Origin of the sequence: Trinickia dabaoshanensis, assembly GCF_002879885.1 — a bacterium.
Taxonomy (GTDB): Bacteria; Pseudomonadota; Gammaproteobacteria; order Burkholderiales; family Burkholderiaceae; genus Trinickia; species Trinickia dabaoshanensis.
This window is the reverse complement of the sequence record NZ_PNYA01000003.1, coordinates 76,460-100,969: the sequence shown is the minus strand read 5'-3', so window position 1 is coordinate 100,969 and position 24,510 is coordinate 76,460. Positions and strand designations below refer to the sequence as shown.

General features: G+C 63.5%; 22 protein-coding genes. 14 read left to right on the top strand and 8 right to left on the bottom strand.

Annotated elements, in window-relative coordinates; all coding sequences use genetic code 11:
• Window positions 1-8: 8 nt before the first annotated feature.
• Both C0Z18_RS04145 and C0Z18_RS04140 read left to right on the top strand, forming a co-directional pair.
• Complete coding sequence (locus C0Z18_RS04145) at window positions 9-2,291, top strand: tetratricopeptide repeat protein (RefSeq protein ID WP_102644118.1); 2,283 nt, start codon at window positions 9-11, stop codon at window positions 2,289-2,291.
• Window positions 2,288-4,243, top strand: a complete 1,956-nt coding sequence (locus C0Z18_RS04140; RefSeq protein WP_102644117.1) for an O-linked N-acetylglucosamine transferase, SPINDLY family protein — start codon at window positions 2,288-2,290, stop codon at window positions 4,241-4,243. Before C0Z18_RS04145 ends, C0Z18_RS04140 begins: the two co-directional genes overlap by 4 nt.
• Window positions 4,244-4,268: 25 nt before the next feature.
• Here the strand turns inward: C0Z18_RS04140 and C0Z18_RS04135 are convergent, their stop codons facing one another.
• From C0Z18_RS04135 to C0Z18_RS04120, 4 genes are all read right to left on the bottom strand, one after another.
• Entirely contained in the window at window positions 4,269-5,126 is an 858-nt protein-coding gene (locus C0Z18_RS04135; RefSeq protein WP_102644116.1) for a hypothetical protein, read from the bottom strand.
• A gap of 277 nt (window positions 5,127-5,403) precedes the next feature.
• The gene (locus tag C0Z18_RS04130) at window positions 5,404-5,703 is read right to left on the bottom strand and encodes a flagellar protein FliT (RefSeq protein WP_102644115.1); all 300 of its coding nucleotides are present in this window, start codon (window positions 5,701-5,703) and stop codon (window positions 5,404-5,406) included.
• A gap of 30 nt (window positions 5,704-5,733) precedes the next feature.
• Window positions 5,734-7,140 (bottom strand): flagellar filament capping protein FliD, encoded by a 1,407-nt coding sequence (fliD, locus tag C0Z18_RS04125; protein ID WP_102644114.1) that lies wholly within the window; start codon window positions 7,138-7,140, stop codon window positions 5,734-5,736.
• Window positions 7,141-7,339: 199 nt separating this feature from the next.
• Window positions 7,340-8,158, bottom strand: coding sequence for a flagellin domain-containing protein (locus C0Z18_RS04120; protein WP_102644113.1), 819 nt, complete (start codon window positions 8,156-8,158; stop codon window positions 7,340-7,342).
• Window positions 8,159-8,910: 752 nt separating this feature from the next.
• On the opposite strand from C0Z18_RS04120, the gene rpsU reads away from it, so the two are divergent.
• Entirely contained in the window at window positions 8,911-9,123 is a 213-nt protein-coding gene (rpsU, locus tag C0Z18_RS04115; protein ID WP_102644112.1) for a 30S ribosomal protein S21, read from the top strand.
• A gap of 188 nt (window positions 9,124-9,311) precedes the next feature.
• On the opposite strand, the gene C0Z18_RS04110 is transcribed toward rpsU, so the two are convergent.
• Together C0Z18_RS04110 and C0Z18_RS04105 are read right to left on the bottom strand one after the other, a co-directional pair.
• Window positions 9,312-9,740, bottom strand: coding sequence for a hypothetical protein (locus tag C0Z18_RS04110; RefSeq protein WP_102644316.1), 429 nt, complete (start codon window positions 9,738-9,740; stop codon window positions 9,312-9,314).
• Window positions 9,741-9,886: 146 nt separating this feature from the next.
• Window positions 9,887-10,507 carry a DNA-3-methyladenine glycosylase I gene (locus tag C0Z18_RS04105; protein ID WP_102644111.1) on the bottom strand — a complete coding sequence of 207 codons (621 nt, stop codon included), beginning with the start codon at window positions 10,505-10,507 and terminating at the stop codon, window positions 9,887-9,889.
• Window positions 10,508-10,669: 162 nt separating this feature from the next.
• Between C0Z18_RS04105 and C0Z18_RS04100 the strand changes: the two genes are divergently transcribed.
• Window positions 10,670-11,569, top strand: coding sequence for a BadF/BadG/BcrA/BcrD ATPase family protein (locus C0Z18_RS04100; RefSeq protein ID WP_102644110.1), 900 nt, complete (start codon window positions 10,670-10,672; stop codon window positions 11,567-11,569).
• Window positions 11,570-11,626: 57 nt separating this feature from the next.
• Complete coding sequence (locus C0Z18_RS04095; RefSeq protein WP_102644109.1) at window positions 11,627-12,451, top strand: Cof-type HAD-IIB family hydrolase; 825 nt, start codon at window positions 11,627-11,629, stop codon at window positions 12,449-12,451.
• Between the two features lie 24 nt (window positions 12,452-12,475).
• Here C0Z18_RS04095 and C0Z18_RS04090 read toward each other — a convergent pair whose 3' ends face one another.
• Window positions 12,476-13,228 carry a histidine phosphatase family protein gene (locus tag C0Z18_RS04090; protein WP_102644108.1) on the bottom strand — a complete coding sequence of 251 codons (753 nt, stop codon included), beginning with the start codon at window positions 13,226-13,228 and terminating at the stop codon, window positions 12,476-12,478.
• A 462-nt stretch (window positions 13,229-13,690) separates the two neighbouring features.
• Between C0Z18_RS04090 and C0Z18_RS04085 the strand changes: the two genes are divergently transcribed.
• On the top strand, window positions 13,691-13,990 hold the full coding sequence (locus tag C0Z18_RS04085; protein WP_102644107.1) for an H-NS histone family protein: 300 nt from the start codon (window positions 13,691-13,693) through the stop codon (window positions 13,988-13,990).
• Window positions 13,991-14,236: 246 nt separating this feature from the next.
• Here the strand turns inward: C0Z18_RS04085 and C0Z18_RS04080 are convergent, their stop codons facing one another.
• Entirely contained in the window at window positions 14,237-15,304 is a 1,068-nt protein-coding gene (locus C0Z18_RS04080) for a glycosyltransferase family 4 protein (RefSeq protein WP_102644106.1), read from the bottom strand.
• 589 nt (window positions 15,305-15,893) lie between these two features.
• Here C0Z18_RS04080 and flhD point away from each other — a divergent pair.
• The 8 genes from flhD to C0Z18_RS04040 all read left to right on the top strand — a co-directional run bounded on the left by flhD (window position 15,894) and on the right by C0Z18_RS04040 (window position 24,344).
• Window positions 15,894-16,214 carry a flagellar transcriptional regulator FlhD gene (gene flhD / locus C0Z18_RS04075; RefSeq protein ID WP_102644105.1) on the top strand — a complete coding sequence of 107 codons (321 nt, stop codon included), beginning with the start codon at window positions 15,894-15,896 and terminating at the stop codon, window positions 16,212-16,214.
• A gap of 80 nt (window positions 16,215-16,294) precedes the next feature.
• Window positions 16,295-16,876 (top strand): flagellar transcriptional regulator FlhC, encoded by a 582-nt coding sequence (flhC, locus tag C0Z18_RS04070; protein ID WP_102644104.1) that lies wholly within the window; start codon window positions 16,295-16,297, stop codon window positions 16,874-16,876.
• 193 nt (window positions 16,877-17,069) lie between these two features.
• Window positions 17,070-17,930 (top strand): flagellar motor stator protein MotA, encoded by an 861-nt coding sequence (gene motA, locus C0Z18_RS04065; RefSeq protein ID WP_102644103.1) that lies wholly within the window; start codon window positions 17,070-17,072, stop codon window positions 17,928-17,930.
• A gap of 28 nt (window positions 17,931-17,958) precedes the next feature.
• A complete protein-coding gene (gene motB, locus C0Z18_RS04060; protein WP_102644102.1) occupies window positions 17,959-19,014 on the top strand; it encodes a flagellar motor protein MotB in 1,056 nt (351 codons plus the stop codon).
• 69 nt (window positions 19,015-19,083) lie between these two features.
• Window positions 19,084-19,449, top strand: coding sequence for a response regulator (locus C0Z18_RS04055; protein ID WP_102644101.1), 366 nt, complete (start codon window positions 19,084-19,086; stop codon window positions 19,447-19,449).
• A 163-nt stretch (window positions 19,450-19,612) separates the two neighbouring features.
• Window positions 19,613-21,802, top strand: coding sequence for a chemotaxis protein CheA (gene cheA / locus C0Z18_RS04050; protein WP_102644100.1), 2,190 nt, complete (start codon window positions 19,613-19,615; stop codon window positions 21,800-21,802).
• A gap of 23 nt (window positions 21,803-21,825) precedes the next feature.
• Window positions 21,826-22,353 carry a chemotaxis protein CheW gene (locus C0Z18_RS04045; protein WP_102644099.1) on the top strand — a complete coding sequence of 176 codons (528 nt, stop codon included), beginning with the start codon at window positions 21,826-21,828 and terminating at the stop codon, window positions 22,351-22,353.
• A gap of 38 nt (window positions 22,354-22,391) precedes the next feature.
• Window positions 22,392-24,344: a methyl-accepting chemotaxis protein gene (locus C0Z18_RS04040; protein WP_102644315.1), complete on the top strand. Its 1,953-nt coding sequence runs from the start codon at window positions 22,392-22,394 to the stop codon at window positions 24,342-24,344.
• Window positions 24,345-24,510 lie beyond the last annotated feature (166 nt).

Genomic DNA, 24,510 nt, shown 5'->3' with positions numbered 1-24,510 from the left:
GATCGAACATGCAAGACACCGCCCAACTGCTGAACAAGGCATTGGCACACCATCAAGCGGGCCGTCTTGCCGATGCGAAGACGCTTTATGCGCGCATTCTGTCGGCTCAGCCGAAGCACCCCGACGCCTTGCATTTCATGGGTTTGCTCGCTTGCCAGATCGGTCAGGGCGAGGCCGGCATCGCCTTGATGCGCGAGTCGATCGCGGCGCATGCGAGCCCGATCTACTACAACAACCTCGGCAATGCGCTACGCGACGCGCGCAAGCTCGACGATGCCGTGGCCGCTTACCGTCGCGCAGTCGAACTCAAGGCCGATTACGCCGATGCGCACAACAACCTCGGCAATGCGCTGCGCGAGACCGGCGATGCCGCCGCCGCGCTCGCGAGTTGCGCGCGCGCCATCGAATTGAGGCCAGGCTATGCCGAGGCGTTCAATAACTTGGGTAACGCGCTGAAGGATCTGGGCGAACTCGACGCCGCGATCGCCGCCTACGGTAAAGCGATCGCCACCAAACGTACGTTCGTCGAGGCGCATTTGAACCTAGCGGTGGTGCTGCAGACGAAAGGGCACGGCGACGCGGCGCTCGAATGTTTGCGCGATGCCGTGGCGCTCGCGCCGCAACTGGCGGCCGCGCAGGACAAGCTCGCCGGGCTGCTCATGCATCGGGGCGATATCGCCGGCGCAATCGATGCCTATCGACGCGTTGTCGAACTCACGCCGGAATCGGCGCATGCATACAACACGCTCGGCAACGCGTTGAACGGCGCTGCGCGCGTACCCGAAGCAGTGCCGTGTTACGAGCGCGCGATCGCCCTCGAGCCCGAGTTCGCCGACGCCTATCACAACCTGGCCAATGCGCTGCGGCGTCTGGGCGCGCCCGAACGCGCCCTCGGCTATGCGCGGCGCGCGATCGAGTTGCGCGGCGATATGCCGTCGTTCCACAACAATCTCGGCACGATCCTCGCCGACCTCGGTCAGCCCGACGCCGCGCTGCAGTGCTATCGCGACGCGCTCGCGCTCGATCCCGAATTCGGTGAATCGCACACCTGCGTGCTGTTCGGGCAATCGTACGCTTCGAACTGGTCGGCGAGTACGCACCTGGCCGACGCCCGTTACTTCGGCGAACGCATGCGTGCCCGCGCCACGCCCTTTACGCAATGGTCTGCGTTGCGCGATCGCCCGTTGACCGGGCGGCCGTTGCGTGTAGGCTTCGTCTCGGCCGATCTGCGCAAGCATCCCGTCGGCTACTTTTTCGAATCGGTGTTGGCGCGTTTCGATCGCGCGCGCATCGAGCCGATCGCGTATTCGAACGCCGTCCACAGCGACGAGTTGACGGCGCGCATCAAGCCGCGCTTCGCACTCTGGCGTCACGTGGCGGAGATGGACGACGAAGCGCTTGCAAAACGTATCCATGACGATCGTATCGACGTGCTGATCGATCTGTCCGGACACACGGGCCGCAACCGGCTGCCGATGTTCGCGTGGCGGCCCGCGCCGTTGCAGGTGAGTTGGCTCGGATACTTCGCGACGACGGGCCTCGCCGAGATCGATTTCTTGTTGGCCGATCCGCATGTCGTGCCGGCTGGAGAGGAAGGGCAATATACCGAACGTCTCTGGCGATTGCCCGATAGCTATCTGTGCTTCACGTTGCCGGCGGAGCCTGTGGCGGTGGCCCCGTTGCCCGCGCTCGCGAACGGCTATGTCACGTTCGGTTGCTTGAACAATCACAAGAAGCTCAACGATGGCGTATTCGCGGCCTGGGCGCGCATTTTGCATGCGGTGCCTCGATCCCGGCTGCTGCTGAAGAACCACCAGTTGGCCGAGCCTTCGATCCTGCGCGATACGTATGCCCGCTTCGCCGCGCACGGCATCGACGAGACACGCTTGATGCTCGAAGGACCGTCTTCGCGCGAGCAGTATTTCGCCACCTACGGACGCGTGGACATGGCGCTCGATCCGTTCCCCTATCCGGGCGGTACGACGAGCGTAGAGGGGCTCTGGATGGGCGTACCCGCACTGACGCGGCGCGGCGATCGTTTCCTCTCGCATTTGGGTGAGCTCGTCGCGAAGACGGTGGGGCTCACGCAGTGGATCGCGGCCGACACAGAAGATTATGTCGCGCGCGCGATCGCGGCGGCGGCGGATCTGCCTGCGCTTGCGACTTTGCGCGCTCAGTTGCGCGATCGTGTGGAGCGCTCGCCGCTCACCGACGCACCACGCTTCGCCGCCCATTGGATGATGGCAATCGAACAGATGTGGCAAACGAAAACGAAGGAGTTCGAGCAATGACCGCGACTGATCGGGCCGCGTTCGCGCTCGTCGAGGACGGGCTCGTCCACCATCGCGGTGGCCGTTTGCAAGAGGCGCGTGCCCGCTATGAAGCGGCGCTCGCCCGCATGCCTCGTCATGCCGATGCGTTGCATCTGCTTGGCGTAATCGCGATGCAAGAGCAGCGCCACGCCGATGCGCTCGATTTGATCGGTCGAGCGATCGAGATCAGCCCGCAAGCAGCGTACTTCGACAACTTGGGCAACGCGCTACGCAGTTGGGGCAAGCTCGAGGCCGCGGTGGAAAGCTACGAGCAGGCACTGGCGCTCGATCCGAATCATTTCCGCGCGCACAACGATTTGGGCATGGCGTTGCTGCACATGCGTCTACCGGCCGCGGCCGCGAGCAGTTTCGGCAAGGCTGTGCAGATCAATGCGCAGTTCGCCGAAGCGCATAGCAACCTCGGCAACGTGCTGCGCGAGCTTGGTGACGCACAGGCGGCCGAAACGCATTGCCGGCGCGCCATCGCACTGCAACCGATGTTCGGCGAGGCATACAACAACCTCGGCAACGCGCTGAAGACGCAACGCAAGCTCGCCGAGGCGGCGGCTTGCTACGTCGAGGCTCAACGCTTGTTGCCGCAAGAGCCGCAGGTCGCGCTCAATCTCGGCATCGTGCTGCGCGAGACGGGTGAGCACAAAGCGGCCATCGAAGCGTTCCGGCGCGCGATCGCATTGAGGCCGGCGTGGGGCGAAGCCTGGAGCAATCTGCTGTTCACGCTGAGTTTCGCCCAAGACGTCGCGCCGAAGGAGTACTTGGACGAGGCGCTCGCGTTCGGCGAAGTCGCGAGTCAGTCGGCCCGGCCCTTCAAGAATTGGCTCGTGGACAGAATGCCCGGCGCCCCGCTGCGCATCGGCTTCGTCTCGGGCGATTTCCGTACGCACCCGGTCGGCTTCTTCCTCGAAAGCGTGCTCGCGCATCTGGATCCGTCGCGCGTGCGGCTCGTCGCCTATTCGACACGTCCTTACGAAGATGCGCTGACACAGCGGCTCAAGCCGCGTTTCACGGCGTGGCGCAGCTTGGTCGGGCTCACGGACGAAGCCGCGGCCACGATGATCCGGAACGATGGCGTGCATATCTTGTTCGACATGTCGGGGCATACCGATGCCAACCGCTTGCCGGTCTTCGCTTGGAAGCCGGCGCCGGTGCAGGTCAGTTGGATCGGCTATTTCGCATCGACGGGGCTGTCGGCCATCGACTACGTGCTCGGCGACGAATGGGTGTTGCCGCAAGAAGAAGCGGCGCACTTCATCGAGCGGCCATGGCGTCTACCGCACGGCTACCTGTGCTTTACTCCGCCCGAGCCGGCCGTGCCGATCGATACGGCAGACCCGGTTCGGCCGCTGACGTTCGGTTGCTTCAGCGACCTCGTGAAGGTCAACGATCGCGTCGTGGCCGCATGGTCGCGCATTTTGAGCGCGCTGCCGGGCGCACGGCTCTTTTTGAAGGCCCAGCAACTGGCCGATGAAGCGCAGCGTACTGCGATCGTCGCGCGCTTCGGGGCGCACGGGGTGGCCGCCGACCGGTTGTCGTTAGAGGGGCCTTCGTCGCGCGATGAATACCTGGCGGCATACAACCGCGTCGATATTTCGTTGAGCCCGTTCCCGTATCCCGGTGGCACGACGACCGCTGAAAGTCTGTGGATGGGCGTGCCGGTGCTGTGCCGCCACGGCGATCGTTTCCTGGGCCACTTGTGCGAGAGCGTGGTGCAAAGCGTCGACCTCGGCGACTGGATTGCGCGCGACGATGACGACTACGTGGCGAAGGCGGTCGCGTTCGCGAGCGATCGCGCGGCGTTGGCGGCGTTACGTGGCGGGTTGCGGGAACGGGTGTTGGCCTCGGCGCTGTGCACGCCCGAGCGGTTCGCGCGGACGCTCGAAGCGCAGTTCGCTGCGATGTGGCGCGCGCACTGAGGCCGGCCTTCAAAAGCGCGGCCTACTACGCTAACCCGTTCGCTCGCCTCGCCGTATCCATCAGCGTATTGCGCACTTGCTGGAAAATTTTCAAGTAGTTTTGACTGCCGTGTTCGATCGCGGCGGTCTTCAACGCATCGAGCACGAGTAGATCCGCCGGATAGGGGCTGATGATCGAGCCCGACATCGGTAGACGCATCGGATCGAAATGTCGTACGCGCCAGTGCCGCTCGCCGAGTAGCAGCAGCGAGACGACGCGCTCTTGGACGAATACCTTGGCCGGAACGAATCCATGCCCGTACGGGATGGAGCCGTTGAGCAATTGCGCGAGCGCGCTCGTGCCCGCTTCCGCCACCGAGAACAAGACTTCGTTGACCGCTAGCCAACGCCGCCAAAACGGCGGTGTCGCCACGAAGTAGTTGCAAAAGATGATGTGCCTCGAATCCATCACGGCGTTGTGCGGATCGATGCCCGGCGCGACGAAGGCGACCGCTTGCTCGAACACGGGCCAACTGTTCGTGTGATTGATCGCGGCCTGCTCGAACGCATTCAAATGCACGGCGCCTTGATCGAAGAACGGAGAGAAGCCGATAACGTCGACGTCACGCGGCACGCTGGCGATGAATTCGTTTACCGCCTTCGAATCGAGCGTGGTCTTCTTGCCGAACTTCGGGGAAAAGAAGCCGTAGAGCGTGTTTTCGTCGAGCGTGTGCTTCTGCAAGAAGTTGCGCATCGGCCAATACTCGCGCCAGTCCGGCCGTCCGCCGCAATTGTCGAGCGGGATGAAGCCGGGATCGAGTTGCGCTCGCGTCTCCTCCGAGTAGAAGATCTGACGAATTTCGACGCGGCGGGGGCCGGCAAGGGGGCTTGACGGAAAGTGCATGAATCAGTCTCGATCGATTGTACGTGGCGCAGCTTGTGCGAGCCGCGAGCCACGCGGACGCACGGCGGCGAGTAGACAGTGTGCCCGCCCGTGCCTGCGCGGCATGGCTCGAACAGTGCGACGTTTACCGCCTAGTTCGGCCGCTACCGCATCGATGGCATGCGTGTCGCGCACGGGAAAGGGTTCGCTAAAAAAATAAAGCCGCATTGCTGCGGCTTGGAGCATGACGCACCGCACCTGCTGCATGCGGTTGTTCTTCGTTATCTCGTACAGCGGTTTAACGCATCCGCCCGGCCGCAAGATATTCGCGCGCCGCGGACACGCGCTCGCGCGCATCCGTATGGGTTGCGGCAACCGCGTCGCGTGCAGCCGACGCTTTACTTACGATCGATTCGTTCAGCGCCATGATCTCGTGAATCATCGCCAGGTCTTCGTCCGTCTGCTCGCGCTCGAGCGACATCAAAAGCGGCGAGCGTTCCTCGGCCAGATCGGCGGCAAACGCGAAGTCGCCCGCATCGAGCGCGGCGAGGAGCGTACGCGTCATTTCGTAGGCGCGCGCGAGAGATTCGTTCGACATGGCGGCGAACTCCTATTTCCAATACTTCGATTACGACGACTTGTTCAGCGTGCCGGCACTGCCGTTGCCGCCGAACAACTGATTCAGATAAGTCGTATTGCTTTGCGTCTGGGACATGATCGCATTGAGCCGCGTGAACTCGGCCTGATACTGCGACGTCAGATTCGCTTGATAAGTGGCCAAGCTCGATTGCGCTTGCTGCTGAGCCGTGAGGTCCGATTGCAACGTGGTGTTGCGCTGCGCGATCTGACCCGTCACGGCGCTGGTGTACGAGCTGATGAACGAGCTCAATTGCTCGCCGATGCCGTTCGTGCTGTTGAACGTGTTCGACACCATCGAGGGGGACGAGGCGAGCGTCGATTGCAGGGCCGACGAGTCCAGGCTGACCGTGCCGTCGTCCTTCAAGTTCACGCCGAGCTGCGCGAGGCTGTACGTCGTACCGCCGACGGTCACGCCGCTCGCCATGATCGAGGCGATCCCGTTGACGGCCGAGTTCAGCATCGCATCGCCGAGCAGCGGGCCGGCGGCGTGCGACGTGGAGTCGTACGAGGACAGCGACTTCACCGTCGAGACCCACGCATTGTAGGCGGTGGTGAAGTTCTGCAGCGTCGTGGTGATCGCCGACGTGTTCGTTGCGACGGATAGATTCTGCGTCGTGCCGACGGCGGCCGACGTGAGGCTCAGCGTAACGCCCGACAAAGCCGACGTCACGTTGTTGCTGGCGCTCGTGACCGCGTTGCCGCTGATCGTGAGCTTGGCGTCTTGAGCGGCCGTCACTTGAGTGAAGTTGGCCGTGGCCATGCCCGTGTCGACGGTCGGGTCGGCGGTGACCGCGACGGTGTTGGCCGCGCCCGTTTGCGTCGAGGTGAGCACCAAGTGCTGGCCGTCTGTGGCCGTCACGACGGAAGCCGTTACGCCGGGGTTATTCGATGCGCTGTTGATCGCCGAAGCGATGCCGGCGAGCGTGTTGTTCGACGACGTCAACGCGATCGTCATCGTGCTCGAGCCGACGCCGATGTTCAGGTTGCCGGTGCCTAGCGTGGCGCCGCTCGCATAGGCTTTGGACGAAATTTGGTTGGCGGTGGCGATCTGCTGCACGCTGACCGAATACGAGCCCGCGGCCGCACCGGTCGAGGTCGTGGCCGTGATGCCCGAGCCGCTCATGGTGGCGGCGAGTTGCGTGAAGGCGCTGCCGTCGGCGAGGCCGCCCAGCGAACTGAGCAAATTGGACATCGACGATTGCATCGAGCCGAGCGCGGACAACTGCGTGCTGTCGCTGTTCGCTGCGATTGCGATGGTTTGGGCTTGCGCGGCGGTCGCTCCCGTCACGAGCGCTGAAACCAGCGTGTTCACGTCGAGCTGCGAGTTCGTCACGCCGCTCAGAATGGACTGTGCTGCTTGCTGAAGGACCGAACTGGTGCCGCTTACTGTGCTCATGCGAGGCTCCGTCTATTGCCGCGGAAAGATGAATCCGATAAATGCCGTCGATCGACGGCTCACTACCAATGCGTAGCGGGAGGCATGCCTCCCGCTGCGTTCGCATCGTGTTGCCGGACCCATGCGAGATAAAGCCTTCCTGCGGGCCCGGCCGCGCGGCGAGATCGAACAGCACCTCGCCGTGCGTGGCTCAAACCTATTACTGGAGGAGCTTGAGCACTTGTTGCGGCAGCGAGTTCGCTTGCGCGAGCACCGAGATACCGGCTTGTTGCAGCACTTGCGCCTTCGACAGGTTGGCCGTTTCTTGCGCGAAGTTGGCGTCGACGATTTGCGACTGAGCAGCCGACAGGTTCGTCGATTCCGTTTGCGTGTTCGTGATCGCAGCCGAGAACGTGTTTTGCGTTGCGCCGAGCGTTGCTTGGAAGTTGTTCACTTGCGACAGCGCTGCGTCGATTGCCGTGATCGCGTTTTGCGCGCCCGACGTCGTCGAGATGTCCACGCCCGACACGCCCAGACCCGTCGTCGTCCACGACGTCGTGCCGAAGTTGGCCGTCAGCGTTTGGTTGGCGCTCGCGCCAACTTGGAAGTTCACGCTGCCCAGGCCGCCGAGAACGGCTTGACCGTTGAACGTCGTTTGCGCTTCGACGCGGTTAATTTCCGTCAGACGCGTCGAAACTTCCGTTTGCAGGTTCGCTTGAGCGGCCGTGCCGAGCGAGCCGTCGCCCGACTCAACTGCCAGCTGGCGGATACGTTGCAAGTTGGCAACCGTCGACGAGATCGCGCCGGCGGCCGTTTGAACCATCGAGATACCGTCGTTTGCGTTCGCCACGCCTTGGTTCAGCGCGTTGATCGACGCCGTTTGCGTCGTGGCGATTGCGAGGCCGGCAGCGTCGTCGGCAGCGGTGTTGATGCGCTTGCCCGACGAGAGGCGGTTGATGGCTTGCGACAGGGCGCCTTGCGAGCCTTCGAGGTTCGTTTGCGTCTGCAGCGACAGAATGTTGGTGTTGATGTTCAGCATTTTGCTTCCTCGTTTGGGAAAAACTGATCCAGGGACTTGGCTGGTTCGGGGTTCGGCGTCGCGCTTTCGCGAGTGGCGCTGCCCGCCTGTCCTGGTTGTCGGCGAGGGTTGGAAAAAACTTTAGGGAGCGAACGACGAATTCGTGTGTTTTGAAGTCGAAATTGGGCTGAGCGCCTTGCTGAATAAGGCTTCAAAGAAAACTAAACGTTTGCGAAATCGCTTCGAAAAGTGTGGGCGGGGAACGCTCGGTCATTCGAAGAAGGACTGCGAAACGTGTTGGGAATCGACCCTGAAGCCTGCATAAAGGGACATCAGCGAGGAGCGAACGCGCCGGGACGGTTCGGTTTCGCGATCGTATCGCGTCGCGAACGAGGGGGTGGTTCGCCTCGCGATTCTCTGATATCATCGCGGGTCGAATTGAGATCGCTGCCGTTTTCATTTGAGATCTGCCGCCTTTCGTCGCTCCGGTTCGGTCTACGCTTGTATGTGTATGGCCGCCTCGCGACGGGCTCGCGGTGCTTCGCGAGTGGTATTGGCAACAGGCAGGTTCAGCTCCGGCAGCCAAACGCGGCGTCGGCCACATGCGCCGGCCGGCGTGCGCGGTGAACTCTCCGCTCTCTCTTTTCAGGCCTGTCCGGCCGTTTCGATGGCCGCTCCGCGCATCAGACGATGTGCGGCATGGCGGCGATAGCCGCCGGACCGGCGCGTGCGCGAAAGCGCGCTACGCATTTGAACGTAACTTTGGGAAATCCATGACGACCATTCTTCTGAAGGAAAACGAGCCGTTCGAAGTGGCGATCCGCCGCTTTCGTCGTGCCATCGAAAAGAACGGCTTGATCGCCGAGCTGCGCGAGCGCCAATGCTACGAAAAGCCGACGGCTGTGCGTAAGCGTAAGAAGGCCGCTGCTGTGAAGCGCCTGCACAAGCGTCTGCGCAGCCAAATGCTGCCGAAGAAGCTGCACTAATAGCCTAGCGGTGCCGTCTCGACGAGGCGGCAAAGCCTGGAAAAGCAAACGGCGGTGGGCTTCGAAAGAAGCCTCACCGCCGTTTGCGTTGGCGTTTTCGGATGTGATCGACGGTTACGACGAGCGCGCAAGCGGGCGCGTGCAGGCGCGCGAGCACCTCTTGCCCGCGCGTTCCTCGCCCGCGCGAGTTAGGCCGCGTGCTTCTCTAGCCGCGTGGCGGATAAGGCAAACTGTCGAGCGATCGAGGCGAGCCGTTCGCGCCATTCCCACACGCCGAACGCGTCGTGCACGTTCTGTAGGCAGCTGAGCAGGCTCACGGTCGTCGGGTCGTAAATATTCACGCGCGCTTTGAGCAGCGCTTTCTTCAGCGCGGCCACCCCCGCATCCATATAAGCGGGCACCACCGTTGCCGGCTTATCGATGTAGCGCACCGGAACGCCTTCTATCGCGCTCATGTAGTCGCGCGGATGGATCAGTCGGCCGATCGGGCAGCCGCCGCGGTAGCCGTTGTAAGCACCGCCGCCGCGAGGCAGCAGCGCCGCTTGCTGTTGGGAGAACAGGTGATCGACGGCGTGGTCGAACAGCTCCTGATGCGTGCGGAAGTGCAAATTTTTCATGATCTTGATCGCTGCCGGGATGCAGCACATATTTCGTGACTCGTGACTGCTATAACGGCCTTGATGGGCGAAATTACAGTCTTTGTGGGATATTCCCTATGCCGTCAGCGTCGATCAAGCATTTTTTGCCGAGCGTTGCGTGAATCTTACGCAACGCTCTTGGGATTGGCTGTGGCTTTGGGCTTGCGGGTGCGTTTGGCGAGTGCGGCGCAGCGATCTCGGCAGGCGCAGTTCGTTTGATGGTCGTTGACCATCCCGACGGCCTGCATGAACGCATAGCAGATGGTTGAGCCGACGAATTTGCAGCCGTAGCCTTTGAGCGCTTTGCTCAGGGCGTCCGAGGCCGGCGTGGAAGCGGGGGCATGCTCTTTATAGAGCGCCCAGTCGTTTTGCACGGGCTCGCCGTCCACGAACGACCAAACGAAAGCGGCCAGCGATCCGTGCTCCTCGCGAATCCGCAAGACGGCGCGCGCGTTGAGCACGGCCGCTTCGACCTTGGCGCGATTGCGCACGATGCCGGGGTCCTGCAGCAACGCTTCTATTTTCGCGGGCGTGAAGCGGGCGACGGCTTCGACGTCGAAATTCTCGAAGAGGCGGCGGTAGTTTTCGCGCTTGTTCAAAATGGTGGACCAAGACAAGCCGGCTTGCGCCCCTTCGAGCACGAGCATTTCGAACAAATGCCGATCGTCTCGCGACGGCACGCCCCATTCGGTGTCGTGATAATGCGCGTCGGCAGGGGTTCTTACCCAGTTGCAGCGTTCGGTCATGGATGCCTCTCGTGGCCCGGCGGTTCGATTGCTCGCAAGCATAGCGGATCGCTTGGCGGCGGCAACTCGGCCGTTCGGGTAATTGGCGGCGCCGTCCGAAGCCGATACGCTTCGGACGTTCGATTTCGTTAGCGAGGCGGCGCGGTGCCGCGGGTGGCAAATATGGAAGCAGTGCAGTATTGGCTAGGCGTCGATGGCGGCGGTACCGGCACGCGGGTCGTGCTGGCCGACGCGCGCGGCGTCGAACTCGGGCACGCAACGGGCGGTGCCTCGGGCCTCGGGCTCGGCGTGACGCGCGCCTGGGCGGCGATCGAGGCGGCCTGCGTTCAGGCGTTCGCCTCGGCCGGGTTGACGCTCGACTGGGCGCATTGCGCGCTCGGTTGCGGCTTGGCCGGCGTGAACAACCGCGATTGGCTGGCCGAATTCATCGCGCGGGCGCCGAAGCTGGCCGCCCTCGACGTGCGAAGCGATGCCTACACGACCGTGCTGGGCGCGCACGGCGGCGAACCCGGTGTCATCGTTGCCCTGGGCACGGGCAGTATTGCGGCGATGCTCGATCGTGACGGCGGCTGCAAGATCGCGGGCGGCTACGGCTTTCCGTCGGGCGACGAAGCGAGTGGGGCTTGGCTCGGCCTGCGTGCGGTCGTTCACGCGCAGCAAGCGCTCGATGGGCGGGCTCGGCCCGACGCGTTTTCCGATGCGCTGCTCGCGCGGATGAGCGTTGCCGATCGCGACGGGCTCGTCGTCTGGCTGTGCGAAGCCAATCAGACGGCCTATGCGCAGCTCGCGCCCGTGGTGCTGGCTCACCGCACCCACCCCGTGGCCGCGGCGCTGCTGGCGCAAGCGGGCAGCGACATTGCCAAGCTCGTCGATGCGCTCGATGCGCCGGGCCGGTTGCCCGTCGCGCTGTGCGGCGGATTGGCCGAGCCGCTCGCGCAGTACGTTCCCGCCTCGCATCGCGCCCGGTTGCGCGCGCCGCTGGCCGATTCCGCGCATGGCGCGTTGGCGCTTGCCCGGCGAATGAATGCGAGCGCCGGGCAGGGTTCGGGCGGGGCGGCATAAAATAGCGGTCTAGTCTTTCTTCTTCTTACGTTCTCATCCATCGCTTTGTCTCCCGCCATGTATAAGCTTGTCGCCACCGATCTCGATGGAACGCTCTTGAACAGCAATCACCAGCTCGACCCGTTCACGGTGGCGACCGTGCGCCGGCTCGAGCAATCGGGCGTTCAATTCGTGATCGCGACGGGCCGTCATTACTGCGACGTGGCCGGCATTCGAGACATCCTCGGCATTCGCGCCTATCTCGTGACCTCGAACGGAGCGCGCGTGCATGCGCCCGACGATACGGTCGTCCACGCGAGCGATCTGCCCCGCGAAGTCGTGCGCCGGCTCGTGCAGCCCGAAATCGTCGGCACCCACGGGCGCGTTATCGTGAACCTGTTTGCCGACGACGCTTGGTTCATCGATCGGGATGCCCGCGAGTTGCTGGCATTTCACCAGGATTCGGGCTTTCACTATCGAGTGATCGATACGCGCGCGCACGACGGGAGCGATATCGCGAAGGTGCTTTATATCGGCGAGGCAGCCGATCTCGCGCTGATCGAGGAACGATTGGCGCATGAGTTCGGCGATACGCTTTACGTGACGTATTCGTTGCCCGATTGCCTCGAGGTCATGACCGCGAATGTATCGAAAGGGCGCGCGCTTCAGGTCGTTCTCGAGCGCCTACGGATCGATGCCGCGCATTGCGTCGCGTTCGGCGACAACATGAACGATATCGATCTGCTCGAGACGGCCGGGCATCCGTTCATGATGAATAACGCCAATCCGAATTTGATCGCCCGCTTACCCGGCGTGCCGCGGATCGGCAACAACTTCGAGGCCGGGGTTGCGCATCAGTTGCGCAAATTGTTCTCGATCGCCGACGAACTCACGCCGACGTAAATCCGCCACGAGCCGCCGATGCGCTCAGTGGCCCGCGGCGGGCGCCGCATCGGGCAATGCGGCGCATGGGCAATCGACGGAACGCCCGTCGAGCCCTTCGCGATCGAGCGCGAAGGTGGCGTGCGGTGCGGCGCTCGGCGAGTCCCATGCGAGCTTCACCACGTAGATACTGTCGAAGTCGCCGCTCTGCCACTGCGGCACTTTTTGCCCTGCGTCGTCACCGTACCGGGTCATGATGTCCTGCACGAGATCCTCGATTTCGTGATGCTCCCAGGCCGTGACGATGAGCTTGCCCGCCTGCTCCCGCTTGACGAGTTCTCGTTCGAGTACGTCGATCTGCGAATATCCGTAGGCCGTATCGACCGGTAAACCGAATTGAATGGCCGTGGGCTCGATCGCGGCGAGCGGCCGGACATAAGCGTATGACGTTCCCGAATCCACTTTTTGTATCGAAGGATTAGGCGCATAGATCGCATCGGGCTTGCCGAATTTCGCGGCGATCACCGCAGGCAATGCCAGCGCTCGGTTCAGTCCTTGGCAGTCGAGCTGTCCATACCCACCTCTGGGCTTTTCGCCGTGGCGAACGAATACGAGCGTTTCGATCCGCGCCGGCGCGCTGGACGCCGCCAATACCATCGAGGGGCCGCCGGCGAGCGCGGCCGCCAGCAGCGAGGCGCCGCAATACAGCAGCCGGCGCCGCCCGGCCGGCCGATGCGGCCGGCGGCCGTGTCGGTCCGCTGTCGATTTCTTATTGCATCGAGGATTCGGGCCCATCATGCGTTCTTCCCGTAAGCGGCGATGAACCCGGAATAGGCCCTTGATCGCCAGTCGATTCTAGCAGCGCGCCTCGTGCCTGCATCGTGCTCGCTTTTTGCTCGATGCTCGGCATTTCATTATTTCGGAATGCTAACGACCGTCATAGCCGGTCGGGGTCGTTTCGAGCCGGCGCGGGATACGGCCGAGGGTGAACGATGAATGGCCGAATGGCGGTTGCAGCGCATTCTTATTCGAGGTTTTCTTACGGCAAGTTACCGCGGCGAGGTCAGTCGGCCCGGATTCGCCCTAATGGCAGCGCGCCAAGCACGGCTATTCGACCGGTAATGAGGGATTACGCACGGTGAACATGTTTTTAAGAATTATCATACGATTTCATGGCATATCGGGTAAATTCGGCATTGCCAGTGGCGTTTGTTCCGTCTAACCTCGGAGCAACATGTTTTTCAATCAAGGGAGACCACGATGTCCCAATACGCGGAACTGAAGGCGCAGATCGCCAAATTGCAGGCTCAAGCAGACGAGGCACGCCGTGCCGAAGTGGCGAATGTGATTGCGGAAATCAAACAAAAGATCACGGAGTACGGTCTGAGTGCGCATGACCTCGGCTACGCCGAAGGCGCGCGGCGCGGCCGTCCGCCGAAGAAGGCGCCGCTGCCGCCGAAGTATCAGGATCCGAAGTCGGGCAATACGTGGAGCGGTCGCGGCAAGCCGCCGAAGTGGATTGTCGGAAAGAATCGCGATCGCTTTCTTATCGCTCAGTAAGGTTTGGCCGGTGCGGGCGCGGCGCGTGATGCCGCGCCGCCGGATTTGGATCGATGGAGCGCGCTTGCCGGCGCGCTAATGAATCCGGCCGTTTTCGATGCGAAACGAGGACATTGACGCGGACGACATTGACGCCGAGCAATGCGAAAGACGTTTTTTGACACATTTTTTCGCGTCTCTAATCGACGTTTCATCGACGTTTCGCCGTTCGATTGCAGTCGGCCTCAATGCCTTCCGAGATGCGGGTTATCCCGCGGCTACGCTACGCAAATGCGTACGCCCGGCTCCTTGTTCCAGTAGCTTCTCATAGCACTTCACGTAGTTGCGCGCCATCGTTCGGGCCGTAAAGCGCCGTTCGAACTGCGCGCGAATTTCGTCGCGGGAGAGATCGTCCAGGTGCTGTAGCGCCGCCACGGCGCCTTGAACGTCCTCGACGATATAACCGGTCACCGCGTGATCGATCACCTCGGGCACCGAGCCGCGATTGAAGGCGATCACGGGCGTGCCGCATGCCATCGCCTCGATCATCACGAGACCGAACGGTTCGCACCAGTCGATCGGAAACAGCAGCGCCTTGGCTCGCGACAAAAATTCCGGCTTGCGCGCTTCGTCGATTTCGCCGACGAATTCCACATGGGCCTGCGAAAGCAGCGGCTCGATCTCTTGCTTGAAGTAGTCGCGATCGACTTTATCGACCTTGGCCGCGATTTTTAGAGGCAGGCCGCTCATCGCAGCGATCTTGATCGCCGTGTCCACGCGTTTTTCCGGGCAGATCCGGCCCAGGAACGCCAGATACTCGGGCTCGCAGTGCGGCTGCGGCGTGAGCAAGCGTTCAGGCAGGCCGTGATAGACGGTGTCGCGCCAGCGCGCTTGCGGCAAAGGCTGACGTTGCGATTGCGAGATCGAAACGACGTTCGCGTCCGAGAAGGTGTCGAAGACGGGCTGCAATTCGGGCAAGTCGAGCCGCCCGTGCAACGTCGTGACGGCCGGCGTGCTCGCATCGGCGAAGAGCGAGAACGGCAAATAGTCGAGGTGGAAATGAAGGACGTCGAAATCCGCCGCGACGCGACGCACCTTTTCGAGCAGCAGCATATGCGGCGCGAGCGGATCGCGAATCGTCGGGTCGAGCCGCAAGGCCCGGGGCCAGGCCGCATTCAAATTGGCCTTCGTAATGGAATCGCCGCTTGCGAAAAGCGTGACGTCGTGTCCGAGCTCGACGAGCGCATCGGTCAAATACGACACGACGCGTTCGGTGCCGCCGTAGAACTTCGGCGGTACGGCTTCGTAAAGCGGCGCGATCTGTGCGATTCGCATGGGTCAATCTCCTTTCGAGCGGGCGTGGTTGCTTAAGGGGCGGCGCTTCGCCGCCGGCCATCTCCGGGCTGCCTTGCCATTATCGGGAACGAGGCCCGCTCGGCTGAGAGGGTTTTCAAAGCCTTAATCCTTGTTACAGGCCGAAACAGCAAGTACCGCACGCTTTCGCGCATTCCGGTAAAAACACACACTCCGATTTTTGGTGGGTCGGCATTTGTTGCGACGTGATGACGCGGCTTCCTATAATTGGGACCCGGTGCATCGGCGCAACGTTGCGTCGGTGAGCGTTTCTCGTGCCTGCTCCCCCCTCTTTCGCGCGGGTCGCCCCAAAATCCACGCGGGCGCTCGTTGTAGGAAAAATTCCTACACGCATTCAAGACATTTCCGGCATGCATCGCCGGTGCTCGTCCTATTTCCACCCTTTTTACAATTCGACACAATTTGCCCAAGACCAGAGAACGGCGGTATCGCGCATCGACAAGCGCGCGGCCGAGCAAACGTTTCCGAACCACTTGGGTTTGGATTGGAACCCCCGCGCAAGTGCTAAAGCCCGCGCCGGGGTCGACACTATCGATTGACCGGGGGAATCATGAGCGCCACAAGCGAAATGCTCAGCGAGATCAAAGAAGTCAATCTCTCGTATCTGTTGCTTGCGCAACGCCTGCTGCGGGAAGACAAGGCGATGGGCATGTTCCGCATGGGCATCAACAATCAGCTCGCCGACGTACTGGCCAGTCTGTCGTTCGCGCAGACGGTCAAGCTCGCCGCGTCCAACCAACTGCTCTGCCGTTTCCGCTTCGACGACCACGCCGTGCTCTCCGCGCTTGCCGATAAGAGCAAGGCCGCATCGCTGGCCGGGTCCCACAGCGCCATCCTGATGGCCAGCCAACCGGTCGAATCGGTCAATTGACGGCTCGGACGCCTACGAGCCGGCTCGAGCACGAGCGCGGTCACCAATCAGCCATCAGTTAAGCGGGGCAAACGGCCGATATGGCAACCAAGAGCGTCGTGCTCGAAGTCAAGGAAATCACCCTGGCGATCGAGTTGATCGAATTGGGCGCGCGCCTGCAATTGCTCGAAGCCGAGACGAGCTTGTCGCGCGACCGGCTCATCAAGCTTTACAAGGAATTGAAAGGCGTTTCGCCGCCCAAGGGCATGCTGCCGTTTTCGACGGACTGGTTCATGACCTGGCAGCCGAACATCCATTCGTCGCTTTTTTACAATGCTTACCGGTTCATGGCGGAGCACGGGGGCTGCGAAAGCATCCAGTCGATCGTCAAAAGCTACCGGCTCTATCTCGAGCACACGGCGCTGAACGGCGACGAGCCGCTCTTGAGCCTGACCCGTGCTTGGACGTTAGTGCGCTTCTTCGAATCGGGGATGCTGCAACTCACGTCCTGCTCGCGTTGCCGCGGGCAATTCGTCGCTCATGCGCACGATCCGCAGCACAGCTTCGTCTGCGGGCTTTGCCAGCCGCCTTCGCGCGCGGGCAAGACCAAGAAATCCGCCGCCGCCAAGGCGGGGCAAGGCTGTGCGGGCGACGGGCCGGACGTCGCCGAGCTCGCCGCCTGACGATTGGCCGCACGGTTCCGGCCGCTCGTCGCGCTACCGGGCCGCCGCGGGTCCTTGCCGGCCGCGCCGCGGCCGTCGCGGCGTCCTGGTTTACACGACGTCACCGATCCCTTTTTCCCCCCAAAGTTTTCGGCTCACCTGCCGTAAACCAGTTTAACGACGGTCTCCCCGTCGCTCTTGTGAGGACCCGGCAGTGCTGATTTTCGTTGGAACACTCGTTACCGTATTGTCCGTCTTCGGCGGCTATGCGCTCGCGGGCGGCCATCTAGGCGCGCTAGTGCAGCCCGAAGAGGGGCTCATGATCGCCGGCGCCGGCGTCGGGGCATTCATCCTCGGCAACGGCATGAAGACGATCAAGGCGACCATCAAACTGCTGCCGACGCTCTTCAAGGGCTCCAAATATACGAAGGATGTATACATGGAGCTCATGGCGCTGCTTTACGTTTTGCTTGCAAAAGCGCGCAAGGAAGGGACGTTGACGCTCGAAGCCGACATCGACGACCCCGAGAAGAGCCCGATATTCACGCAATACCCGAAGATTTTAGCCAACCATCATATTGTCGAGTTTCTGACCGACTACCTGCGCCTCATGGTGGGCGGCAATATGAATGCGTTCGAGATCGAAAGCCTCATGGACGAAGAGATCGAGACGCACCACGCGGAGGGCGAAGGCCCGGCGCACGCGCTGATGCGCGTGGGCGACGCGATGCCCGCATTCGGGATCGTCGCCGCCGTGATGGGCGTGGTCCACACGATGGCGTCGGCCGACAAGCCGCCCGCGGTGCTCGGCGCGATGATCGCCCAGGCACTCGTCGGTACCTTCCTCGGCATTTTGCTGTCGTACGGCCTGATCGGGCCGCTCTCGAGCCTCGCGGAACAGCGCGTGGCCGAGTCGACGAAGATGTTCCAGTGCATCAAGGTCACGATTCTCGCGAGCCTGAACGGCTATGCGCCGGCGATCGCCGTCGAGTTCGGCCGCAAGGTGCTGTTCTCTCCCGAGCGTCCGTCGTTCGCCGAGCTCGAAGAGCACGTGCGCCGCGTGAAGGCCAAGTAAGCGGCCAGGCAAACGAGGACAGCGCCCCATGACTAAAGGCAAGGACCGGGCAATCATCGTCAAACGCGTGGCGCCTTCGAAGAAGGGGCACCACGGCGGTGCATGGAAGCTCGCGTACGCGGACTTCATGACCGCGATGATGGCGTTCTTTCTGCTGATGTGGCTGCTGAGCGCAGTGACGCCGGTGCAGTTGAAAGGGATCGCCGAATATTTCAACCAGCCGTTGAAGGCCGCCTTGCTCGGCAGCGGGCAACGCAGCGCCCAGGAGTCGAGCATCATCGAGGGCGGCGGCCGCGATATTTCGACCGACGCCCAGGGCGTGACGCGCCGCTCGGACGGCACGACATCGCAAGCGACGCACTCGGCGGTCAAGGCCGACGACGAGGCGATGAATCAACTGCAAGGCGCGCTCGAGCGCCGCGAGCAGGTGCGGCTGCACGATCTGCAGGTGAAGCTCATGGCCGCGATCGAGGCCAACCCCGCGCTGCGCCAATACAAGCAGCAAATCCGGATCGATTCGACGCTGCAGGGCTTGCGCATCGAAATCGTCGATACGCAAAAGCGGCCGATGTTCGCGACCGCCAGCGACGAGGTCGAACCATACATGCGCGACATCTTGCGCGCGATCGGCGAGACGCTGAACGATGTGCCGAATCGCATCGTCGTGCAGGGCCATACGGACGCCGTGCCCTACGCGGGCGGCGGCAAGGGCTACAGCAACTGGGAACTCTCGGCCGACCGCGCGAACGCGTCGCGGCGCGAATTGATCGGCGGCGGCATGGACGAGTCGAAGGTGATGCGCGTGCTGGGGCTCGCCTCCACGCAGAACCTGAACAAGGCCGATCCGCTCGATCCGGAGAATAGACGCATAAGTATCATCGTTCTCAACAAAAAGTCCGAGGACGCGTTGATGCATGATGACTCGACCGCCACGACGCTCTCGGACAATGCGGCGAGCGCGGCGCCGCTCGTCGGCAAGATCGCGCCGGGTGCGGCGGTGGCGGCGAGCGCACCTTCGGTGCCGGGCACGACGAAAACCACGGCTACGGCGACGGGCGTCGTCGTGCCGGCGGCGGGGAAATGAACAGGTGCGCGAGCGGCGGCCACGAGGGTGGCCAGCGCGCGGCGAACCCGAGTGCGGTGTGAGGCATTCATGATCAAAAACATATTGGCGATCGACGATTCGGCCGCGATGCGCGAAATCCTCGCGGCGACGCTGCGCACGGCCGGCTATGAAGTGACCGTGGCGGCGGACGGCGACGAAGGGCTCGCAAGCGCGCTGGCGCGCACGTTCGATCTCGTGCTGACGGATCAATACATGCCCAAGCGCAGCGGGCTCGACGTAATCGCCGCGCTGCGCTCGCAACCCGCCTACGCGGCGACGCCGATCTTCGTGTTGACGACCGAAGACGGCGTGGCGTTCAAGGACGCGGCGCGCGCGGCGGGTGCGACTGGTTGGATCGAGAAGCCGCTCGATCCCGATACGTTGACGGAACTCGTCGACGCGCTCAACGCGTAAAGCGCTCGCGCGAAGGCGGCAAAACGGATGGCGGCGACGCACGCATTGAGCCAAAGCGGCGCCGCGAGGCAACAGATAGGGCATTTGCGGCGCACGGCGCGCGCATGCAAACGGACACACAACGCGCTACCTGCGAAGCACGACTCTTAGCGGTGATTGAAGCATGACACTCGACATTACCCAGTTTTATCAGACGTTCTTTGACGAGGCGGACGAGCTGCTCGCGCAGATGGAGCAGCTACTGCTGAACTTGGACGTCGGCACGCCCGATCCGGAGGATTTGGCGGCCATTTTCCGCGCGGCTCATTCGATCAAGGGCGGTGCGGCCACGTTCGGCTTCACGGCACTGACCGAAACCACGCACATCCTCGAATCGCTGCTCGATCGCGCGCGCAACAACGAGTTGACGCTGCGCAAGGACATGATCGATACGTTCCTGGAGACCAAGGACGTGTTGGCCGACCAGCTCGCCGCGTATCGCGCGAGCGCCGAGCCCGATGCCGCCGCGGCTAGCGCGATCTGCGCGAAGCTCGAACGGCTGCGCGACGAGGGCAACGGCGCGCCGGCGGCCGCCGCGCCCGCTCCCGCCGAGGCGGCGCCGAGCGCGCCGGTCGTGGTCGAGCATCCGAGCGGCACGCCCGAGCACGTGGTCGAGCAGGCCGTCGAGGCCGCGCACGGCGCGGCGGAAACGGCATCGAGCGAATCGAACAATGAAGGGCCTCACCTGAAAGTTACGCTACGGGGGGTGGGGGAGAAGGACCAGGCGCTCCTGATCGAAGAATTGGGCAACCTGGGCAACATCGTCGGACAGGTGAAGAGCGGCGGCGACTTGATCGTCTACCTCGAGACCGACGTGCCGTCCGACGACATCACCGCCGTGTGCTGTTTCGTGATCGACGAGAGTCAAATCTTGCTCGGCCGCGGCACGGCACCCGGCGCTGGCGGCGAGGCACCGGCAGCGGCGGCAAGCGCACCCGCCGCTCCGGCACCGGCTGCGCCGGCGCCCGCTCCGGCGGCGCCTGCCGCGCCGGCGGCGAGCGCACCGGTTGTAGCCGCGCCCGAACCCGAACCGAAGGCCGAGCCGGCCAAGAGCGTCGTGGCCAGCGCGCCGGCACCGGCCGGCGAGGACAAGAAGGCACGCCCGGCCGCGGCAGCGGCGGGCGCCGAAGGCAGCTCCATTCGCGTCGGCGTGGAAAAGGTCGATCAGTTGATCAACCTGGTGGGCGAACTCGTCATCACGCAGGCGATGCTTGCGGAAACGACGAGCACGTTCGATCCGGCGCTGCACGATCGGCTGTTCAACGGCATGGCGCAGCTCGAGCGCAACGCGCGCGATCTGCAGGAAACGGTCATGTCCATCCGCATGATGCCGATGGACTACGTCTTCAGCCGCTTCCCGCGTCTCGTGCGCGATCTCGCGGCGAAGCTCGGCAAGGAAGTGGAGCTCGTCACCTTCGGTCAAGCGACCGAACTCGACAAGAGCCTGATCGAACGCATCATCGATCCGCTGACGCACCTCGTGCGCAATAGCTTGGATCACGGCATCGAAACCGTCGAGGCGCGGCGCGCGGCGGGCAAGGACGGCGCGGGCCAGCTCGTGCTGTCGGCGGCCCACCACGGCGGCAACATCGTCATCGAAGTGTCCGACGACGGCGCGGGCCTGCGTCGCGACAAGATCCTCGCCAAGGCCATGAAGCAAGGCATGCAGGTGAGCGAATCGATGAGCGACGAGGAAGTCTGGAACCTCATCTTCATGCCGGGCTTCTCGACGGCGGAGCAGGTGACGGACGTCTCGGGCCGCGGCGTGGGCATGGACGTCGTCAAGCGCAACATCCAATCGATGGGCGGCCACGTCGAGATCACCTCGCACGCGGGCAAGGGCACGACGACACGCATCATCTTGCCGCTGACGCTCGCGATCTTGGACGGCATGTCCGTGAAGGTCGGCAACGAAATCTTCATCCTGCCGCTGAACTTCGTCATGGAGTCGCTGCAGCCGGTTGCCGAGGACATCTACACGGTGGCCAACGGCGAGCGCGTGGTGCGCGTGCGCGGCGAATACCTGCCGCTCGTGCCGCTGCATGAAATCTTCTCGGTGGACGGTGCGCGCACGGAGCCGACGCAAGGCATCGTGACGATCATGCAGACCGAGGGCCGGCGCTTCGCGATGCTCATCGACGAACTCGTCGGTCAGCAGCAGGTGGTCGTGAAGAACCTCGAAACGAATTACCGCAAGGTGCGCGGCATTTCGGCGGCGACGATCCTCGGCGACGGCAGCGTCGCCCTGATCGTGGACGTCGCGGCACTAAACCGTGAGAGCCGTGCGTCGCACGGCGCCATGAACTTTTCGTAATTCCCAACCGTTTGGGGGCTAACGTGGCAGAAGTCCAATCCAACAACGCGAACGCGCTCGTCGCAGGCGGGCGCCGCGACGCGCAGCAAGCCGACGCGGCCGGTCAAGAGTTCCTGATCTTCACGCTCGGCGCTGAAGAGTACGGCATCGACATCCTGAAAGTGCAGGAAATCCGCGGCTACGACAGCGTGACGCGTATCGCGAACGCGCCCGAGTTCATCAAGGGCGTGATCAACCTGCGCGGCATCATCGTCCCGATCGTCGATATGCGGATCAAGTTCCACTTGGGCCGCGTCGAGTACGACCATCAAACGGTCGTCATCATCTTGAACGTCGCGCATCGCGTCGTCGGCATGGTGGTCGACGGCGTGTCGGACGTGCTCACGCTCACAGCGGATCAAATCATGCCCGCGCCCGAGTTCGGCGCGACGCTGACCGCTGAGTATCTGACGGGCCTCGGCACCGTCGAAGGCCGCATGCTGATCCTGATGGATATCGAAAAACTGATGGTCAGCAAGGAAATGGCGCTCATCGAAACGTTCGCCCAATAAGGCGAGCGGGCTCGAGCGCACCCTACCGGAGATTCATGATGTTGCAGAACTGGTCGATCCGCACGACGTTGACGGCCATCGGTGCCGTGTTCGTCGCGCTGACCGTCGCGGTCGGCGTGCTTGGGCTCACCGCGCTTTCCAGCGCGAATAGTTCGCTCGACACGCTCGCGCGCGGCGATTTACCGGCGATCCACGCGCTCGACGACACGGGCAGCTACTTGTTGCGTTCGCGCGTCGCGCTCGATCGTTTCCGCGCGCTGTCGGAGGCCAACAACGCCGACGAAGCCAAGAAGGTGCTGGCGCGCGCGCAAGAATTGCTCGCGTCCTCGAACCAAGCTTGGCAAACGTTCATGAGCGCGCCGAAGGAAGGACTCGATCAGTCCCTCGTCGATACGCTCAATACGCAACACGAGACGGTGTTGCACGAGGGCGTCGCCCCCGAATTCGCGGCGGCGCAAGCCGGTGATCTCGCGGCGTACCACGCGATCGCCGATACCAAGATCAGCCCGATGTTCGTCGCCTTCGACAAGGCGGCCGCGGCCGTGATCAAGGAGCGCCAGGAGCATGCGGAAACGATGCATGCCCAGTCGAGCGCGCACGTGAGCTTGATGAGCTCGCTGATCATCGCCTTCGCCGTGCTGGCGGTCGTACTCGTGATCTTCGTGCGCTTCGCGCTGCGCGGCCTCATCGTTCAACCGATCAACGACGCCGTTTCGCACTTCGAACACATCGCGGCCGGCGACCTGACGCGCTCGGTGCGCGGCACCGGCACCAACGAAATCGGCCGGCTCTACGCGGGTATCGCCCGCATGCAGCAGGCGATGACGACGATGGTCAAGGCGGTGCACGCCGGCACGGAATCCATCGACGTCGGCGCACGCGAAATCTCGATCGGCAATACCGATCTGTCGCAGCGTACCGAAGAGCAAGCCGCGTCGCTGCAACAAACGGCGACGAGCATGGGCCAATTGACCGGCACCGTGCGTCAGAACACGGAGAACGCGCGTCAAGCGAGCCAGCTAGCGGTCAATGCGTCCGATATCGCGGTGCGCGGCGGCGACGTCGTGAGCCAAGTCGTCACGACGATGCAAGACATCGCGGCGAGTTCGGGCAAGGTCGTCGACATCATCGGCGTGATCGAAGGCATCGCGTTCCAAACGAACATCCTCGCGTTGAACGCGGCCGTCGAAGCGGCGCGGGCCGGCGAGCAAGGCCGCGGCTTTGCCGTAGTGGCGGGTGAAGTGCGCAGCCTGGCACAGCGCAGCGCGGCGGCGGCCAAGGAAATCAAGGCGCTCATCGGCGACTCGGTGGACAAGGTGGCGAGCGGCTCCGAACTCGTGGGCCGAGCCGGCACGACGATGGACGAAATCGTTCAAGCCGTGCGCCGCGTGACCGATATCATGGGTGAGATCAGCGCGGCCTCGGAAGAGCAGTCGACGGGTATCGAAGGCGTGAATCGCGCCCTCACGCAGATGGACGACGTGACGCAGCAAAACGCCGCGCTCGTCGAGCAAGCGGCCGCGGCCGCGGCATCGCTCGAGGAGCAGACGCGCCAGTTGAAGTCGGTCATCGCGCAGTGGCGTATCGACGGCACGCACGCGCCGGCCGCACCGGTCACGCGCGCGGTAGCGAAGGTTCCTGCCAAGCCGAGCGTCAGCACCGTCTCCGCGCACAAAATCGATTCGAAGCGTGCCTCGACGCGTTCGAGCGCGCCGCGCTTGCCGCGCCCCGCAGCCGAGACATCGAGCGCCGCCGCGGCTGCGCCGAGCGTGCCGGCCGCCGCGCAGAGTGCCGGCGCCCAAGCTGCACCGTCCGCGCCGGCCGCGCCAGCCGCGCCCGTGGCGAAAAGCGTCCCGCCCGTGAAGCGCGCGCAGCCGGTCGCGGCTAAAGCCGTGAAACCGGCAGTGAGCGCCAGCGCGGCAATGGCCGGCGCGGCACCGGCTGTGGCTGTATCGAGCAGCAAGTCGGACGACGATTGGGAAACGTTTTAAGGCGGTGGCGCGCCCGCATGGCGCGCCGCCAGTAGGAAGGCAAAGAGTATGTGGCGTTTCGGCACCCCGCCCGCGATCGGGCAAATCGATGCGCCGCGCGGGCCCACGCGCGGACGGGGACGGCCCATGCTAGGCGCGCAAGCGCCCGTGCCGGCGGCCGGTGCAG

Bases quoted from the DNA above. Each gene is read 5' to 3' on its own strand.
- rpsU (WP_102644112.1), top strand. From the start codon at position 8,911: ATGACGACCATTCTTCTGAAGGAAAACGAGCCGTTCGAAGTGGCGATC.
- fliD (WP_102644114.1), bottom strand. From the start codon at position 7,140: ATGAGCACAGTAAGCGGCACCAGTTCGGTCCTTCAGCAAGCAGCACAG.
- C0Z18_RS04090 (WP_102644108.1), bottom strand. From the start codon at position 13,228: ATGATGGGCCCGAATCCTCGATGCAATAAGAAATCGACAGCGGACCGA.
- C0Z18_RS04095 (WP_102644109.1), top strand. From the start codon at position 11,627: ATGTATAAGCTTGTCGCCACCGATCTCGATGGAACGCTCTTGAACAGC.
- motB (WP_102644102.1), top strand. From the start codon at position 17,959: ATGACTAAAGGCAAGGACCGGGCAATCATCGTCAAACGCGTGGCGCCT.
- C0Z18_RS04100 (WP_102644110.1), top strand. From the start codon at position 10,670: ATGGAAGCAGTGCAGTATTGGCTAGGCGTCGATGGCGGCGGTACCGGC.
- C0Z18_RS04085 (WP_102644107.1), top strand. From the start codon at position 13,691: ATGTCCCAATACGCGGAACTGAAGGCGCAGATCGCCAAATTGCAGGCT.
- C0Z18_RS04040 (WP_102644315.1), top strand. From the start codon at position 22,392: ATGTTGCAGAACTGGTCGATCCGCACGACGTTGACGGCCATCGGTGCC.
- C0Z18_RS04080 (WP_102644106.1), bottom strand. From the start codon at position 15,304: ATGCGAATCGCACAGATCGCGCCGCTTTACGAAGCCGTACCGCCGAAG.
- cheA (WP_102644100.1), top strand. From the start codon at position 19,613: ATGACACTCGACATTACCCAGTTTTATCAGACGTTCTTTGACGAGGCG.
- C0Z18_RS04145 (WP_102644118.1), top strand. From the start codon at position 9: ATGCAAGACACCGCCCAACTGCTGAACAAGGCATTGGCACACCATCAA.
- flhC (WP_102644104.1), top strand. From the start codon at position 16,295: ATGGCAACCAAGAGCGTCGTGCTCGAAGTCAAGGAAATCACCCTGGCG.
- C0Z18_RS04110 (WP_102644316.1), bottom strand. From the start codon at position 9,740: ATGAAAAATTTGCACTTCCGCACGCATCAGGAGCTGTTCGACCACGCC.
- C0Z18_RS04130 (WP_102644115.1), bottom strand. From the start codon at position 5,703: ATGTCGAACGAATCTCTCGCGCGCGCCTACGAAATGACGCGTACGCTC.
- C0Z18_RS04120 (WP_102644113.1), bottom strand. From the start codon at position 8,158: ATGCTGAACATCAACACCAACATTCTGTCGCTGCAGACGCAAACGAAC.
- C0Z18_RS04105 (WP_102644111.1), bottom strand. From the start codon at position 10,507: ATGACCGAACGCTGCAACTGGGTAAGAACCCCTGCCGACGCGCATTAT.
- C0Z18_RS04135 (WP_102644116.1), bottom strand. From the start codon at position 5,126: ATGCACTTTCCGTCAAGCCCCCTTGCCGGCCCCCGCCGCGTCGAAATT.
- C0Z18_RS04055 (WP_102644101.1), top strand. From the start codon at position 19,084: ATGATCAAAAACATATTGGCGATCGACGATTCGGCCGCGATGCGCGAA.
- flhD (WP_102644105.1), top strand. From the start codon at position 15,894: ATGAGCGCCACAAGCGAAATGCTCAGCGAGATCAAAGAAGTCAATCTC.
- C0Z18_RS04140 (WP_102644117.1), top strand. From the start codon at position 2,288: ATGACCGCGACTGATCGGGCCGCGTTCGCGCTCGTCGAGGACGGGCTC.